Annotated in this window: 1 protein-coding gene; it reads right to left on the bottom strand. The window is 72.8% G+C overall.

All coding sequences use genetic code 11. The features are described from left to right. Nucleotides 1–40 precede the first annotated feature (40 nt). The gene (locus tag IE94_RS0132440; protein WP_030191555.1) at nucleotides 41–16957 is read right to left on the bottom strand and encodes a hypothetical protein; all 16917 of its coding nucleotides are present in this window, start codon (nucleotides 16955–16957) and stop codon (nucleotides 41–43) included. Nucleotides 16958–16973: the final 16 nt, after the last annotated feature.

The raw sequence follows: 16973 nt of genomic DNA, 5'->3' as shown, positions 1-16973 counted from the left end.
GTCCAGGCCGGTCTCGGGGTCCGTTGCCCGGCTCTCCTCCTCAGGAATGGGAAAGAGCGGCTTGTCCACCGGAATCGGAGGCATCCTCGCCCGGAACCGGAGGCAGCGGCTTCTCGACCAAAGGCCCAGACGGCGGGTCCTCGCCCGGAACCGGAGGCAGCGGCTTCTCGACCAGGGGGTCCGTCGGGGTGTCCGTGACGGGCGCGGAGGTGCCCGACAGGTGTGCCCGGTATCGGGCGACCAGGCCCACGGGGTCCGAGTGCCCCCATGCGCGCAGGGCGTTCTCGGCCCTGCTCAACCGCAGGCCCGCGGCGGCGAGCGCGATGGCGTTGCCGGGCGCCGCGTCGGAGTCCGGCGCCGGGACGCCACGGGCCTCGTTGGTCCGCCGGTGCCGCTCCGCCGCCCGCAGTCTCGCCTCCTGTTCGTAGGCGGCGAGGTAGCTCTGCCAGGCGTCGTCCCGGGTGGCGGGGAAGTGCTCGGGCTGCTTGGCGACGTTCGGTACGAACCCGTCGGCGTCGTCCTCGAGAAGCTGCGGCCAGGACCGCTGGTCCTCGGGCGCCGGCGCGTCCCCGGGGTCGGCGCCCGCCTCGGGAGCCGCCTGGGGGGCATCGGCCTGTGGGGCGACAGCCGGCTGTGTCTTGTAGAGGACTGGGGTGATCTCGACGCCCAGTTCCTCCTCCATCCGCCGGGCGACCTGCGCGAGCCAGCCGTGGGCGTGCTCCGGCAGCAGACCGGGCCGGATCTTGAAGCTCATGTAGCGGCCGGACTTGTCGCTGATCTCCCAGCGTTCGCGGTCCTGGTTGTAGGCGAGCTCGCCGGAGACCCGCGCGGGACGTTCCCGCGTGGTCCCGCTCTCCGTGAAGCCCGCGGCGACCGTCGGGTGGCCCTGCCCGCCCAGCGCCTCCTTGAGTTCCTCCATGGTCAGGTCGGCGTTGGCCTCACTGCCTCGCATGCCCTCCAGCAGCCGCTCCAGCTCCGCCTGGTCGGCGAGATCGGCCGGCTGCTCGCTGCCGACGGCGATCGAGCCCTCCTCGTCGACCGTGAAAACCCATTGCCCGCTGGTGCGTTGCAGCAGCGCGGGTCTGAAGTCCTCCAGCCGGTACCACAGGGGGTTGAGCCGGATGTCGCCCCGGTCGTCGACCTCGGTGTCCTTGATCCGCTTGGGTCCGGCCAGGGGACCGAAGGCCTGGTCGTCCTCGGCACTGCCGGTGCCCGCGACATGGGTCCGTGGCTTCAGCCGGGGCCGGTCCGACGGGAGCGGGACGACGGGCAGGCCGAGCACCGCGCTCATCCGCTCGGCGGCGTTGCGCACCCATGCGTCGATCTGCGCCGTCTCCGTCCCGGGGCGTTCCTTCGGGCCCATGTAGCGGCTGGACCCGTCGATCTCCCAACGCCGGTCGCGTGCGTTGTACGCGAGTTCGCCGCTCACCCGGCCCCGGCGCAGGTGCGCGGCACCGTTCTCGTCGAACCCGGGCGCGACGGTGGGGACGCCCTGGTCGTTCAGCGCCTGCCTCAGCTGCTCCATGGTGAGCGTGCCGTCGACCCGCCGCATGCCGGCCAGGAGCTCGGCCAGTTCCTCCGGCTCCGCGATCGACGTCAGCTCCTCGCTGCCGATGAAGACGTCGCCGTTCTCGTCGAACACGTACAGCCACCTGCCACCGGTGCGGTCGAGCAGCGCGGGCCTGAACTCGGCCAGCGGGTACCACAGGGGGTTCAGCCGCAGGTCGCCGACGGCGTCTCGCTCGCCGTCCTTGACCTTCCTGACGTCCACCGGCGGTCCGAGCGTGTCGTCGAGCCCGATTTCCTCCGCGGCGGCGAGGGCGGGCACCGTACGCAGCTCCGCGGCGAGCGCCTCGTCGAGTCCGGGTCGCCGCAGCAGCAGGCGGGCCCGGTCCAGGGCGGTCAGGCCGGCCTCCGCGACCCGCACCGTCGCGTCCGGGGTAAGGGCCCACATGACGTCGAGTGCGCCGCTGTGCCTCAGGCCGGCCAGGTCCTGCCGGGAGACGTGTGCGTCCATGAGGGGGGAGGCGTCAAGCCGCCCCTCCAGATGGTCGCCGAGGGCTCCGTCCTTGGTGGGGGACCGCTCCGGCCGGGTCACGGGCTCGGACGCCGGGGCGTGCGGGTTGGCCGCCGGGGCTTCGGCCTCCGGGGCGGCAGGAACCCCGGTGCCGGACGGCGGCTGGACGGCGGCGGGCCGAGGCCGCGCGAGAAGATACTCGTCGCCGCGCCGGAAGAGCGTGATGCGCCGCCCGGAGTGCGGGGCCCCGGCGGTGGGACGGTGGACCTCGTGGGTGCCGTCCTCGCCCACGACGACGATCTCGGCGCCGTAGCTGTTGGCGGCCACCTGCGCGGCGGTGCCCGCGGTGGCCGCGTTCCAGCGGTTGCCCAGGAACAGTTGGGCCTTGATCAGGTCACGGCGCTGGCGCGGAGTCAGTTCCACGTCGTCGGGCAGGCGTCCGCCGTTGGTCCGGAACCGCTCACGCTGGTCGTCGGTCAGCCGCCCCGCGCCGTGCAGGATCGCTTCCCGTTCGGCGGTGCCCTCCCGAGAACGTGGCAGGCCGGCCGGGGACGAGTCGACCTTCGCCCACAGCAGGACCTCGTGGGGGAAGGGGGTCTCCCGGTCGAGTACGGCGCCCTCGGGGAGCCGTTGGGCGATGATCCGGTTGACCGGGACGCGGTCCCGCCGGTCGAGCGACCTTTCCATGCGCTGCCAGAAGGCATCGCCGCCGTCCTCCGGTTGCCCGGCGGGGCCTCCCCCGGTGCCGGAACCGTCCGCGGCCGGGTGATCCGGGGCGAGGGAACTCTCCAGGGCCTGCCAGAAGCCGTTGCCGTCGCCGGTCGGTTCGTGGAGGCGGTACTCGGTGCCGTCGGGGCCGACCAGGAGCGCGGTACCGCGCCGGGTGTAGCCCGTGCCGTCGGCGGACCGGATGTTCCAGGGGGCATGGGTGTGGGCGGGGCGCACCACGTGCGGGAACGGCGTGGACACTGGATCCGCGGGCCCGGACCCGGTGTCCCCGGCGTCCCCCGGCGCCTCCTCGGCGGTGGCCGGGGCATCCTCGGCGGCGAGGACATCACCGGGAGGCGGGGGCGTGGAGCCGGTGGGCAGCGCGTGACGGAAGTGGCCGTCCACCGACTCCAGCACGAGATGCGGCAACCCGGCGCCTGCGGAGCCGCCGGCAGCGTCGGCGTGGTCGGCCGGGTCGGGGCGTTCGGCACCGAACTCCGTGACGAGGCCCTCGGCGCCCACCACGGTCACCCGGGCTCCGAGGACCCGGGCGGCGAGGGCGGGCAGCAGGCCTGCGGCGGTCGCCCGCCAGGCGGCGTCGTCGGCCCGGGTGTCGTCGCGCCGGAGCAGTACGGCGGCCAGACGGGCCCGCTGGTCGGCGGTGAGCCGGTGGTGCAGCGGGAGACGGTGGGTAGCGGTGAACTCCGCGTGCTCGGGACCGCCCTCGCGGAAGGTGATGCCGGCCCGGGTGAGTTCCTCCGTGGTGAGGGTGCCGAACGCCTCCGCGTCCAGGCCCTCCACCAGCGACCGGCCGTCCCGGCCGGTCAGCGTCTCGGCGAACAGCGACTTCCAGGCCGCGACGCCGGTGGGCGCGGCCTGCGCCCGGTCGGCGGGGGCGCTGTGGGCCAGTGCGCCGACGAGGGCGTGGAAGAAGCTGTCGCGGTGCCGGGGGGTGTCATGGACGGTGTACTGCCCCGCGCCGGGCCAGGGGGCGCCGCCGACCGTGTCGGGCGGCGTCAGGGTGCGCGTGCCGTCGTCCGTCGTGCTCCGGCTGAACCGGTCCGGTGCGGGCTTGGGGAGGGCCGGGACGACGCGGGCGGGCTCGTGGTGGACGACCTCGTCCGGCCGGGGGATCCCCTGGCGAGGCGCGTCCGGGGCCGACGCCGTGCCGTCGACCGGGAGTTGGTACCAGCGGGTGAGCCGGTCCGCGGCGGCCCGCACCCTGTGGTACTCGGCCGCCGCCTCCTCGGCCGCCGTGCGCCAGGGAGCCAGCCGCTGCACGTCCTCGTGCAACGCGGCCTGCGAGGCGGCGGCGGCCTCCTGGGCGCGGCGCACGGCCTCGCGGCCCTGGACCGCCTCCGGGGAGCGGTGCCCGAAGTTCTCGGCGTACTTGGACAGCTGTCGTTTGGCGGCGCCGACCCGCCTGCGGGCCTCCCGGTACTCCTCGCGCAGTGCCTCGCGGCCGTCCTGCAGCGAACGCCTCTCGGTCCAGTACGCCTTGTCCGCCGTCTGCCACGCCTTGCCGGCCTTGGCGACCTGGTCCCAGGCCGCGACCACCTCGGACGGGAAGTTGTCGTCGGTGATCAGCCCGTGTCGGCGGGCCACGTCCTCGCTGAGCCAGGTCAGGACGTGGCTGCGGGTCTCGACGGCCTGCGGGCCCTTTCGGACGCGTCCGAAAGGGCCCGGCAGGCCGGAGGCCCACCGCATCGGCCCGCTGTCCTTGATCTGGTGCTGCACCTCGGCCACCGCGAGCCAGGCGGTCGGTACCTCGAACAGGAAGGCCCGGCCGACCGTCGGCTTGAGGGTGGTCTGCCGCGCGTTGGCATCGACCTGCTTGCCGCCCTGGGCCTCGGTGCCCGACCCGTCCGCCGGTGAGAAGCCGGGCAGGGCCCGCCCCGCCTCTGTCGTACTGGCGTGGGCGTTGCCGGCGAGCACCGTCTGCTGATCGTGGCTGATGCCGATCGAACTGTCGCCGCCGGCGGTGTTCCTGACCGTGCTCTCCATCTTGGCCGACGGAACGACCGACATCAGCCGGGCGCCGGTGAGGTCCGGCCGGGAGTAGAGCTGGAAGGCAGCCGTCGCGCTGCCGATCAGCGCGTCGTCCGTCAGCCCGAGGACCTGGTGCCCGCGAGGCGTGGTCGTGTCGTCGTAGAACGCCGTCAGGCTGGCGTTGCTCAGGCCCTCGCGCAACGCCAGCGCGGACGCGGAGCCCGCCCGGGTCAGTCCCGTTGCCCGGGACTTGGCGAGGGCCCTGTCCAGTTCCGCACCGCTCGCCCGCTGCCCTGTGGCGAGACCGGTCCGGGTGCCGTAGGCCCGGGCGACGGCCACGGCCGCGGCTTCCTCGATGACGTCCAGGCCGGTGACCCGCCCGGGGAACCAGCCCGTCTCGGGAGGAGTGAAGGGCTGCCCACCGGGCACACCGCGGGCGCGCCACTCCTCGACGGTCTCGCGGGTGACTTCCGCAGGGGACCACACCGTGACCACCCGCTCCGGCGGCGTCGGGCGCGGCGCGCCCAGGGAGTCGTCCGCGGCCTCTGACCCGTCCAGGGTGCTCGCAACGTCGTCGGAAGGGGGCGGGGCACCGGAGGCGGGCGCGGACACGGCGTCCCCGACCGGCAGGCTCAGGCTCATCGGGACCTGGTCACGGATGCTCCCGACCGGGCCGAAGTGCTCGACGGGCGCTTTGCCGTCACCGCGGTCGAAGGAGAGGTGGAGTTCGTACGGCGTGGATTGCTCGGTGTACGGCTCGTCGAGCGTGATCACCCTTCCCGTCAGGCGCGCCTCGGTCCGGCTGTTCGCGCTCTGGCGGGTACTGGTGCCACGCTCGATGAAACTGGGACCGGAGGCCCGGAACAGACCATGACCGGTGCGGACGTTGTGGGCCACGGCCACCGCGAGGGACCAGTTCCTGATCTTGCCGGAACTGCGTTCGCCGGTCTCGGTGCCCTGCCGGCCGACCCTGAGGATGTTGCCGTGCCCGAGGCCGTCGAATCGCGGCGTGCCGGGCACCAGCCTGATCTCGACCGTCGTGTTGCCCCCGAGGCTGATCCGGGTGACGGACACGCTGGTGCGCACCTGTGTGTGTTTGCCCGTCGAGGACATCTGACCGCGCAGCGCCAGTACGGCCCGGGAACCGACGAGGGACCGCACTCGCTCCCTGCCGGTCTGGCCCACTCCGGCGGCCCGCAGCTTGCGTTCGAACTCGGCGAGCACGGCGCCGGTGTGGAGGCTGTTGACGGGGTGTACCCCGAGCGGTTCACCGGGCAGAAGCGGCTCCCAGCGACGGTCGGTGTAGAGCGGCACCTCGCCCAGATGGTCGTCGAGGAGGCCCAGACGGTGGGCCGTCTTCTCGGAGACGTGGCCGTACCAGCCGGAGGGGACGGTCAGCCGCTGGGCCGCCCAGTGGTCACGGTGCAGGGTGAGCAAGGTGTGCAGGGGCCGGAGCAGCCCATCCGCGTTGACGTGCGCGGCGACCTCATGAACGGTGTCCCCGGCCACCATGACCTGAGGGCCCGTGATGGTCGCGTTGACATCCTCCAGGGCCGAGCGTGCGACCGAGCCGGACACGATCGACGACATGGTCCTGCTGGCGAGTCCGCCGTAGGCCCCGTAGACGCCGGGGCCGGTATCGTGGACATGCCAGAACGACAGTGCCAGACCCCAGACGACACCGTTGATGTGCACCAGCGTGCCCGAGGTCAGGGTGTCGGCACCAAGCGTCTGCTCGATCTCGAGCTCCACCGGGTCCGACACCACCCTCGGGTTCTCCACCCGCAGCCGGTGAACCAGCACGCCACGCCGGTCCAGGTAGGGCCCCGCGCCGAAGAGACCGTTGACGGAGTGGCCGACCGCACTCGTGGACTGGTCATGGTTGGCCGTCAGGTACTGCGACAGCAGCGACCTCAACGCCGCCTCGTACGCGGGCGCGCCGGGCTCACTGACGTGCCAGGACCCCTGGGACGCCTCCCTCAGAGCCGCGGCGGCGGCCTCGGTCAGCTCGGGGTACGCCCCCACTCCCAGGACGTGGAACGGCAGGTCGTCGAAGGGCAGGGCGGGGTCGTCGGTCTGGGATGCGGTGATGAGCTTCCTGGCCGCCTGAGCGGTCAGCCTGGTGACATGCGGCTCCGGCCGCTCCGCTCCCGGCAGACGATCCGCTCCCGGAACCCAGCGCCGGACCGACCCCGCGTGCGGCAGGTTCCTCGGCTGCACGCCTCCGCTCGGCCCGTACGGGCGGTCCAGCGCCTGGTCCGACGGTGCCTCCGGTCCCGGGTCCGAGGGTCCGCCCGGCTCCGTCGCCGGGTCCTGGACGGAGACGGAGCCCGAGATGGAGGCGGAGGCGGAGGCGGAGGCGGGGCCTGAGGTGGTGTGCTCGTCGGACACCGCCAGCAGGACGCGCCCGGTCGTCTCGCCGCCGACCAGAATCGTCTTCGGCTCGAGCACCACGAAGCGCTGGGTGCTGAGCAGCCCCCCTGAGAGGGCCCCCCTGAACAGGCTGCGCAGGCGCCAGTATCCGCCGATCTCCACGTTCAGGGTGAGGAGGTAGGAGTACAGCTGGGAGACGGACCTGCCGATGTGCAGCGTCTCGTACGACGCCGTGGAGCCGTAGCCGGTGCGGCGGCCGGTGCTGAGCAGTCTGCGCGGCCCGACGCCGAGGTAGCCGATGTTCCTCGGCATGTTGAGGTGGTCCGTGTTGCTGTCCCGCACCCCGAGGGTGAGGTCGGCTCCGAACTCGTCCGTGTGCACCACGTTGCGCGCCGAGTCCAGTCGTGCGGTTGCCGTGGTGCCCAGGCGCAGCAGGCGGTCGTCCTGCACACCCTCGTGCCGCAGATCGGTCAGTTCCGCGCTGATCCTGATGTACCGGTGGGCCCGGCTGAGGCGGCCGGGGCCGGGGCCGGGCGCGACCATCGCCAAGTGCACACCCGTGGTGGCCAGGGTCTCAAGGTTCGAGAGGACGGCGTCGGGGGACAGCGCGTTGAGGACGGTGAGGGTGTTCTGCAGCTTCAGCTCGTACCGTTCGATCTCTCCTGTCAGCACCTCCGGCGGCCTCATCCGGCCGCGGGCAGGCGGTGCGCCCAGCGCGCTCAGCGGCGCGATCATGTCCGGGTACCGGACGGCGGCCTCCTCGATGACACGGTCGACGAAGACCTGCAGCGGGGTCGGCTGCGGAACGTCGGCGGCGGGCTCGTCCGCAGCGACCACGGCGTCCGATGCGGCCGCGGCGCCGTCCGAGGTGTCCACGGCGTCCGATGCGCCCCCGGCGTCCGACGGCTCGGTGGCGAAGAGCAGCGCCTCGGGGCGGCTCATGCCCAGGACGACCGGACGGTCCCGCTTCAGGTACTCGGGCGGCACCGGCGCACCACCGTCGCCGGACGAGCGCGTGGTGCCGTCGTCCCACCCGGCGAGCCTGCGGGCCTCCCCGCGCGGCAGCCGGTCGAGGCTCCACACCCGGAACTTGGTGGGCTTCGCGTCGCCCGTCAGGCGTACGTACACGTCCTTGAAGACGATGTACAGCTCGGTGGGGGTGTTCTTGACCTGTCCCGCGATCTTGCGGCTCGCGGTGCCTCCGAACGCGTGCGCCTTCGTGCTGGACCGGGCGTGCCGAAGGTACAGGGCCAGCAGGACCCGCAGGCCCGCCGGTCCGCCGAAGAAGTCGTCGAGGGTGATGCCGGGCCCGGCGCTGCCGAAGACCTGCTGCGCGAAGGCCCTGCCGATCACCTGCTCGTTGCGCACCGCCTGCTGCACGGTGTACCGCATCTCCGCTGCGGTCGTCTCGTTGAACAGCAGGCCCTGCACCGGGACGATCCGGTCGACGACGAACGCGCCGAGCGGGCGCCGACCCTCCTCGCCGCGCAGCGAGCCGGTCGGCACGGGGCCCTGGGCCGCCCGCTGGGCGATCAACTGGAAGTTCTCCGGGGTGAAGAACGTGCTGATCGTCTCGTAGGCCGGATCGCCCGCCCTGACCCCGATCCGGTCGAGGGCCCAGGCGCGGAGCGGACCGACCGGGCCGAACTCCTCGGTACGGGTGAAGCGGACCTGGGCGTCCGGGGCGAACCGCAAGACGCGTGGAGCCCAGTCGCCTGTGCTCGGCAGGGTGATGCTGTCCGGCAGGCGGACGGTCAGACCGGAGCGCACGGCGAAGGAGAAGTGGCTCTCGCCGGGGAAGGTCTCGTCCGTCGCCTTGTGGTCCGGGCTGACGACGTGGACCTCGTAGTGCACGTCGGCCAGATGCAGATGCGAGGCCTCCTGGGACCGGGTCTCGCTCTGCTGCAGGGTCTGGTCGTAGAGGGCGTAGTCGTACGACTTCGTCATCCCCAGGCCCGCGCCGACCCGGACCACCGCCCCCATGCTGCCGGGGCCGGGGCCGAGTCCGAACGAGGGAGCCACGCGCCGGGAGGAACTCTGCAGGACGTTGCCCCCGACGGAGACCTGGCTGCGCTGCGCCATGTCGAACTTGAACGGATCGCCGAAGCCGTCGGCGAAGCGCTCCCAGTTCTCGTGCGGCCGGGTGGTGACGTGCAGGACGCGCGGGCGGCCGTGCCGGTCGAGGAACACCGGTGACCGGTACCCCTCGCCGTGGAACACCGACGGGGTGTCGCGCAGGGTGCGCAGCAGGTCGTCCAGCACGCGGCCCTGACCGGTACCCTCCTCCGTGCGGGACAGGCCGGTCCGAGCGGCGACCTCCTCGACGACTCCGCCCGCGTTGCGGAGCGTGACGTGCGCGTGCCCGTAGGCACCTCTGACGACCTCCGGGTCCCCGTCGCCCGTCACGTAGACCGGCAGTTCGCTGCCGTCACTGAACACCACGCGCCGGCCGTGCGCGGGCGGCGCGGGCAGCGAGTGATCGATGCGGGCGGGCCGGCCCGTGTCGAGCTGCGCGTCGAGGGTGAGTACGGGTGCCTCCGTCACGGGTCCGGGGCGGGTGCCGTCGACGAACCGTACGCGCCTTCCGGCCCGCCCGGGTGCTTCGCCGGCCGACGTGCCGCCCGTCGAGGAGCCGTCCGTCCCGTCGGCGTCCGTCCCGGAGTCCGGCGCGGACGCCGACCGTGCCGGCTCCGTGTGGGTGTCGAGGACGGCCTGGAGGCGGCCCCGCTGTGCCGTGGTCAGTCCGCTCTTGCCGAGTGCGTCCCGCAGCACCTTCTGGTAGGGGTCGCTGCTGACCTGGGCCGTCCTGATGATGACGTCATTCTGAAGGGGACGGGTGCGTGCGGGGGCGGTGACCGGCGGGCGGCCGGTCAGCGTGAGGAGGGCCGGCCCCTGGACGTGGACGGTCGCCGCGTCGAGGACGGCGATCGTCTGGTCGGGGGTGGCGAGCGACTCTGCGATCACCGCGACCTCGGCATCGGCCGGCGCCGCAGGTGACGTGCGGAACCGCTGAGCGGCGGCCTCGGGCGTCGTGGAGAGCACGACGAAGGCGCTGGAGTCGACGTCGTCGGGCCGCGGGAACTCCTCCAGTCCGAGGGGGACGAGGATGACCGGTTCGCCCTCGTAGTCGTGTCGTGTCACCGGAAGCCGGTGCGGATGGAAGACGGGCAGTCCGCCTGTGGTGAACGCGGTCACCCGCGCCGCCACCTCCGGTCTGACCACGCCGTGGTCGATCTGGGTGTCACTGATGTACACGGTTCCGCCCTGGGCGGTGGCGAACCGGTGGAAGCCGCGCTCCGCGGTCGCCGATCGCCACGCGCCGTCGATCCAGAGGTACCGCTGGGCAGCGGCGCTCGCAGCACGATCGCCTTCTGCGGCAGCCCGGTCGGGAGTCTCGGACGTCTGTGGCCGGACGGCAGCCTGTGGAGGGCGGGACACGGCAAGCCGGGGAGGCAGCATGTCCGTCGGCCGCCAGGTGCCGTAGTCGAGGCCCAGCCGCCAGGAGAGCAGGCGGGCCGCCTGCTCTCCCTCGGAGCGGTATTGCGCGGCTATCAGGTGCTGGAACGACTCCAGCAGGGCCACCTTGGCGGTGAGGATCGCGTGCGGCTGCCGCCGGGGAGAGGGCCGCTGGTGGTCGAGGGCCAGGCGCACCGCCGCCCAGGAGAGCGAAGCGGTGATCTCCGCTTCGCTGTGCGTGCCCGGCCGGCGGGCCTCCGTGAGCGCGCGGGTGTCCCGCTCGGACAGTGCGGGCACCGGGGAGAGCCCGGTGGCCCAGGCGTCGTTCAGCTGCGCACGCATCGCCTCCATGAAGTCCTCGGTGGTGGGCAGGTACACCTTGCGCGCCAGCCCGACGTAGTCGGTCGCCGACGCCGACGCCTGCAGCGCCGTGAAGTGGGCGCGGACCGGGTCGGCGCCGAGCAGTTGTCCCAGGAACCCTCGGGTGAAGGTGACGGAGTTGTGCAGGTGCTTGCGGTAGGAGGTCGCGAGATTGCGCAGCGCGTAGTCGTGTCCCGCAAGGAGCTGGAAGGCGCTGACGGGATAGGAGGCGAGCACCTCGACGTCCGGGTCGTACATCAGGTCGGAGGGTTCGACGAAGACTCCGCCGTCTCGGCTCTCCCCCCAGACGGCGTCCTTGCGGACCCGCTCCACGCCGAACCGGAAACCGATCACCCGCGGGCGGCCGGGGATCTGCACGGCGATGGAGGGTTTGCCGTCGGAGCGCGCCATCACGACGACCTCGGCGTCGGCGGCGGAGGGATCGGCCGCACGGGCCGCGTAGGCGCGCAGGGGCTCCAGGAAGCGGGCGACGGTGAGCTGCGCGTGCGAGTAGTGGTGCCGCGAGGTGCCGTACCGGACACCGAGGTCCCGCATCAGGTCGAGCGCCGCCGTCTCGCCCGCCACGCCGCGGCGGTGGGCGGCCAGCAGCGCGAAGTTACCCAGCATGTTCATCTGGCGTTGCTGAGTCGCGGTGGGCCTGCCGCGCACCACGGGACGCTGGTGGTCGATGAGGACCCGGTCCAGGGCCCAGCGGAACTCCTCGGTGGCCTCGTGGTCGCTCACCCAGGCCCGGGCCTGCGCCACGCTCTCCCTGTCCTCCTCAGTGAGTTCGAGGATCCTGGGGTTGTCGGCCCACTCCCGGTGCTGGCCGACGCGCATCTGCTCGATCAGGGATCGTGGCGCGTTGAGGGTGACGTCGGGCAGGGGCTCGCCGGTCACGGCCTCCACGAAGCCCGTCGCGAAGACCACGCAGTTGTTGCGCCGCAGGCGGTAGGTCGACCGGGCGTACAGTGTGGCGAACGCGTGGCCCGCGGCGAGCTGGTCGGCGTTGACCCGGTACGAGCGCAGGATCTCCGTACTGAAGTTGTAGAAGCTGTCCGGTGCTTCCGGAGTGACACCGCCGGGCGCCGATCCGGTCACGAGGGCGGCGTGTGACACATCGCCGGTGGTCCGGAAACCGAAGGCGACCGGCCGTGCCCGTCCGGGGATGCGGACCACGAGGAAGGCGTGCCCGGTGTTCGCGGTGCGGACCGTCTCCACGAAACCGTCGGCGCCTCCTCTGGCCATGAGGAGGACTTCCACGTCCTTGACCTGACGGTCCGTCGCGTTCTCGGCGTGCAACCGCAGGGGCTCCATCAGCGTCCGGAACCGCTCGGGCACGTCGGTGAGCGACGGGGGCGGATCCGCACCGGGCACGTCCCGGGTCCCGGGCTCGGGGACCCGTGCCTCGCCGGCCCCCCGGGGCTGCGTCCCGTCAGCCGGTCCCTCGTCTGACGTCAGGTCCACCACGGAGACGTCGTCCGCCGCCAACTCCTCGACGGACACGTCGTACGTCGGGTCGTCCTCGTCGAAAAGTCGGAACTCCTCGTCGACGTCGTCGGGTTGGCGCAGATCGGAAACGACGCGGAGCCGCTCCATCATGTCTGCGAGGGAGTTCCTGCTGTGCCTGCTCGGTCCCGCGTCCGCGCTGTCCTCGGGGCCGGGGGGCCGCACCTCCGGCTCGGCCCCGCCGGGCCGGCCCGTGGTGCGGCGCGTCCCGTAGCGCCTGGCCAGCTCCAGGGAGAGCGCACGGGTGCCGTCCACGTCGCCGGTGAGCCGACCGTGGGTCACCAGGGTGACGAACGCGGCGAGCAGTTCACGCCGTTCGGCGGCACCCGGGTGCGTGGCGTCGAGGTACCAGGTATGGTCGGAGGACACTTGGACCCGCGCCCAGCGCTCCGCCTGGGCCACCTGCCGGGGATCGACGCCGCGCAGGAAGTCCTCGGCCCGGTCCAGCGCCGACCGGTCCGCCGCTGTCAGCCTGGCGGTACCCACCCGAACGGCACTCGCCCCGGCCGGAGTGGCGGTGTCGTCCTCGGACACGGTGACCCCGGCCGCCCGCGCCCGTTCCATGGCGGCTTCCACGTCCCGCGGGGAGCCACGCAACGTCCGCTGCGCGACGACGGCCACGTGCTGGTCCGCCGGGGGCAGCCGACCGAAGTCGTCGACGTGCTCGTCGAGCCGTGCCACGAACCGGCCCACGTGGTGCGCGGACCCGCCGAGGGCCAGGTACGCCTCGGTGACCGCCGTGAGCACCGTTCCCGGCAGCCTGCGGTCCGCGCTCGTCTTGCCCCAGACGCGTGCGAGCGACCGGAGGGCCTCAGTGTGTTCGACGTCGCCGTCAGACGGGGAGCTGCCGCCGTCTTCCCCGAAGAGCAGTCGGTAGGGGTTGCCGTGCGGCGCACTGACGCGGACCGTGCGTTCCTGATCGCCGTCGGGGTGACCGGGCCGGGGAAAGGCGAACTCCAGCGTCTCCTCGGCCTCCGCCACGGGCGCCACCGAGTTCTTGCGGGAGAAGTTGCGCTCGGCGGTCGGCTTCCTGCGCGGGTGGAAGACTCCGGCGGTTTCCCTGCCCTCCTCCACCGGCCTGATCAGGGCCTGCCGTTTCCCTTCCTCTTCGGCGGTCTCGGTCTTCCACTGGACCGCGGGGCTGTGCATCACCGGGGTGACCGCGGCGACCAGGTGGTCGACGGCGTGCCGATAGGACCGCGGTGACAGATCCGAGCCGCCGGTGGGGGTGAACAGGTCGAAGAGGTCGATGTCGCTGGTGACGGGACGGGGTTCGGCTTCGCCCTCGACTACTTGGTGGACGATGCCGTCGATGACGGGGAAGCGGTCCTTCTTCCGCTCCATCTCGGCGGCGTACTCGGCGAACTCGGCCCTGCGCTTCTCGTAGCGCCGCATGATCTTCGCGCGCTCGGCGGGCCCGTAGCCGGACAGGTCCTCGGGTCTGTGCGGGTCGACGAAGGCGACCAGGCCGAGCTGCTGGGTGGAGAAGCGGCGACGGACCTGCCCCCCGGCCGGCTCCGTCGAGCTGTATTCGAGCGCCAGGTCGTAGACGTTGAGCGACTTGGCCTTGACCTCGAGGGGTTTGGGGACCGCTCCCTCCTCAAGCCGTTGAGCGGCGTACTCATTGGTCTCGCGGGTCACGATCACGATGTTCAGGTCGCGGCTGGCCCGCTGGAGCTTGCCCCTGTTCTTCTCCGAGATGCCCGGGATGCCACTGGAGACCTCGGGCGGTCCGGGCTTCCAGCCGCCGTAGTCGCCGCCGAAACCGCTGCCGACTCCGGGCAGGTCGCCGCCGTCCCTTCGACGCGGGCCGAGGTCAGCGGGCGTGCCCTCGTGGCGCGGGACCACCTGTCCCCAGCCGTAGGTGTCGGAGCCGGTGGAACCGGGCTTGGTGGTCCTGGACGCGTCTCCCCACTGCCATCCCCCGAAAATGTCCGCGGCCGGCGTGACCTCCTGCCGCGAATACTCACCCGGCTGGTCGGGCAGCTCTTCCCGCCGCCCGCGTCCCGCACCCAGCAGGCCGGGGGGTGCCCGCCGCACCCGCGCGAACTGGTCGGCCACCGTCCGGGCCCTGGCCGGTTCTCCCGCCTCGAGCGCGGCGGCGACGGTGTGCACGGCCTGCTCGACAGCCGCGCGCGCCTGAGCGGCCTCGGGGGAGTCTCCGAAGACGGGTCGCACGTCGGCTCCGGCGACGCCCAGCAGTTCGAGGGCCTGGTGCAGATTCCGCCCGGAGGCGTTCGCGAGGCTCGCACCGAAGAAGGGGAACGCCCGGACCGGCTCAGGCGTGGCCGGCAGCGGGAGCCTGGGCTCTCCATCGCGGGGCAGGCTGCGGATCCAGGCCTCGATATCGTCCTTCGACCACTGCGAACCGGTCTCCGGTGCCACCCGGCCGTCCTTGGCCGCGGGCTTCTTGCCGGGCGCCCCGTCGGTGTCCACCAGCGTCTCGCCGCTGTCGGTGAACCCGTCGGCTTCGGCCAGGGTCTCGGCGTCGGCCAGCTCGTCGACGTCGGGGTCCGGTCGGCCCGGCGGCTCGCCGACGGCCGCGTGGGACACCGTGTCGACGACCGTGGCGGCGTCGTCGGTGCCCACGGCGTCCGTGTCGCCCGTACCGGACTGCGTGTCGGGCCGGGACACGGTGGGCATCGGGACGGGAGTGCCGGCATCCTCGTCGGGCCCGGCGGTCTTCTCCGGGGCCACGGACGGGGACCCCTCGGCCTGCTCGGACTGCTCGACCGTGTCGGTCGCCCGGTCGACCGTCCGCGTGCGCGGCCCGGATGCCGGACGGCCAAGGGCTGTTGCGGAGCCGGACTCGGCGAGAGGCGCGCGGGGAGCCTCGGACGAGTCCGGTACGTCGTGCACCGCTGTGCCGTCCTCGGCGGTGGCGTCTGCGGCACGGCCGACGGCGTCGCCGGTCGGTCGGTGGAGGCCCGCCTGGCCCGAGACCGTCGAGACGGTCGAGACGGATGCCGTGGCCGACTGGTTGCCGGGTTGCGTGGAGACAGGAGGCCTCGTGGTCGGAACCCCACCGGACACGTCGACGCGATGCCCTGCGGCGGTCGTCGCGTCGGGGGTGGTCTCCTCGGTCTCCGCGCCCGGCGCCCCGTCGTTGGGAGCGGGCCGGACCGGACCCCCGTCAACAGCGTCGCCGTCAGCGGCCCGGTGGTGTTCCGCGCCCCGGCTGCCGGTGGAGGCGGGGGCCAGCTGGCCCGTCGGAGACGCGGTGTTCGCGCCGGTCCCGGAGACCGCCGTCGCAGCGGTGACCGCAGGGGGCGCGGGCTGAGCGTGAGCGGCGGTGCCGTCCTCACCCTCCTGGCCGGCGCCCTCCTGGGCCGGAATGTTCCTGGGATGCTGCGCCTGGGCGCCCTCCCCCGCGTGGACGGCTCTGCCCCCCGCCGCCGCGGTGTGCGGCGCACCGGACCCGGCGGCACCCGGGGCCCCGGCAGGAGGCGGCGCCCCGGTGTCCGTCCCGGCCGACGGCTGCACCTCCGCAGCGTCATCGGCAGGCGCCTCGAACGCCGCGTCGGACGCGCCGTGCCCGCCCACGGACCGCACCGGCTGGCTCCCACCGCCCGGAACCGTCACAGCACCAGCACCAGCACCAGCACCGACGGACGGCTGGCCGGCACCGGCGGACGGCTGGCCGGCACCGGCCCCGACGGACGGCTGCCCGGCACCGGCGGACGGCTGTCCCGTGCCGGTACCGGCCGGGACCGGCTGCCCCGCACCCGGACCGACAACGGACGTGTCCGGGGCGTCGATCCCGGACACGGTACGCACCGGTACCGACGAACCGGAGGCGGACCCGGGCGAGAACGGCACCCCGCCCGGCACCTGCGGACCGGGACCCGGCACAGCCGGACCCGCGTCCGCACCCACCCCGGCAGCCGGCACCCAACTCCTCGACACACCGGACGGACCGGACAGGCCCGTGTTGAGGTTCTTCAAGAACGACAGGTCCGGCATCTTGATGCCCAGACCCTGGGCCCCCAGAGCAAGCGAGGACATGAAAGCAGTACTGACCGAACCGCCCGCGAAGTCCATCAGGTTGAACCCACCCGTCAGAGCGGCACCCGTGAAGTACTCCGACAGACCCGCACTCGCGGCGTTGAACGTCTGGTCCGCCGACGCCGCCGCGACCTTCAGCCCGGAACCCGACGGCGTCTTCCCGCCCGGATTCACCACCGGCGCGTTCTTCGAGAGGTCGAACTTCCTGTTCAGATCCGGCCCGAGATCCCCCTTGCCCTTGAAAACCGACGTGAAGAACTTCTTCCCACCCTGGAAGAAGTGCTCGAACGCCGAATTCAGAGCACCGGCCGCACCGTTCAGGAACAAGTCCTTCACATCGATCCCGTGCGGCTTGCGGCCCGGGGCCGCGGACGCCATCAGGATCAGACGCGACGCCAGCGCCGTGAACATCTCCTCCAGCATCTCACTCAGCGTCGGCAGGACCTTGGCACGCTGAAGGAAGATCGTCAGATAACCCAGGATCTTGGCCCGCGTCGCGGTGATCGCCGCCGTCTCCGCACCCTTCGTACCCCCGAACACGAAAGGCGCCAAATAT

This window comes from Streptomyces violaceorubidus (assembly GCF_000717995.1).
GTDB classification, from domain to species: domain Bacteria; phylum Actinomycetota; class Actinomycetes; order Streptomycetales; family Streptomycetaceae; genus Streptomyces; species Streptomyces violaceorubidus.
This window is presented reverse-complemented; position numbering and strand designations above follow the sequence as displayed.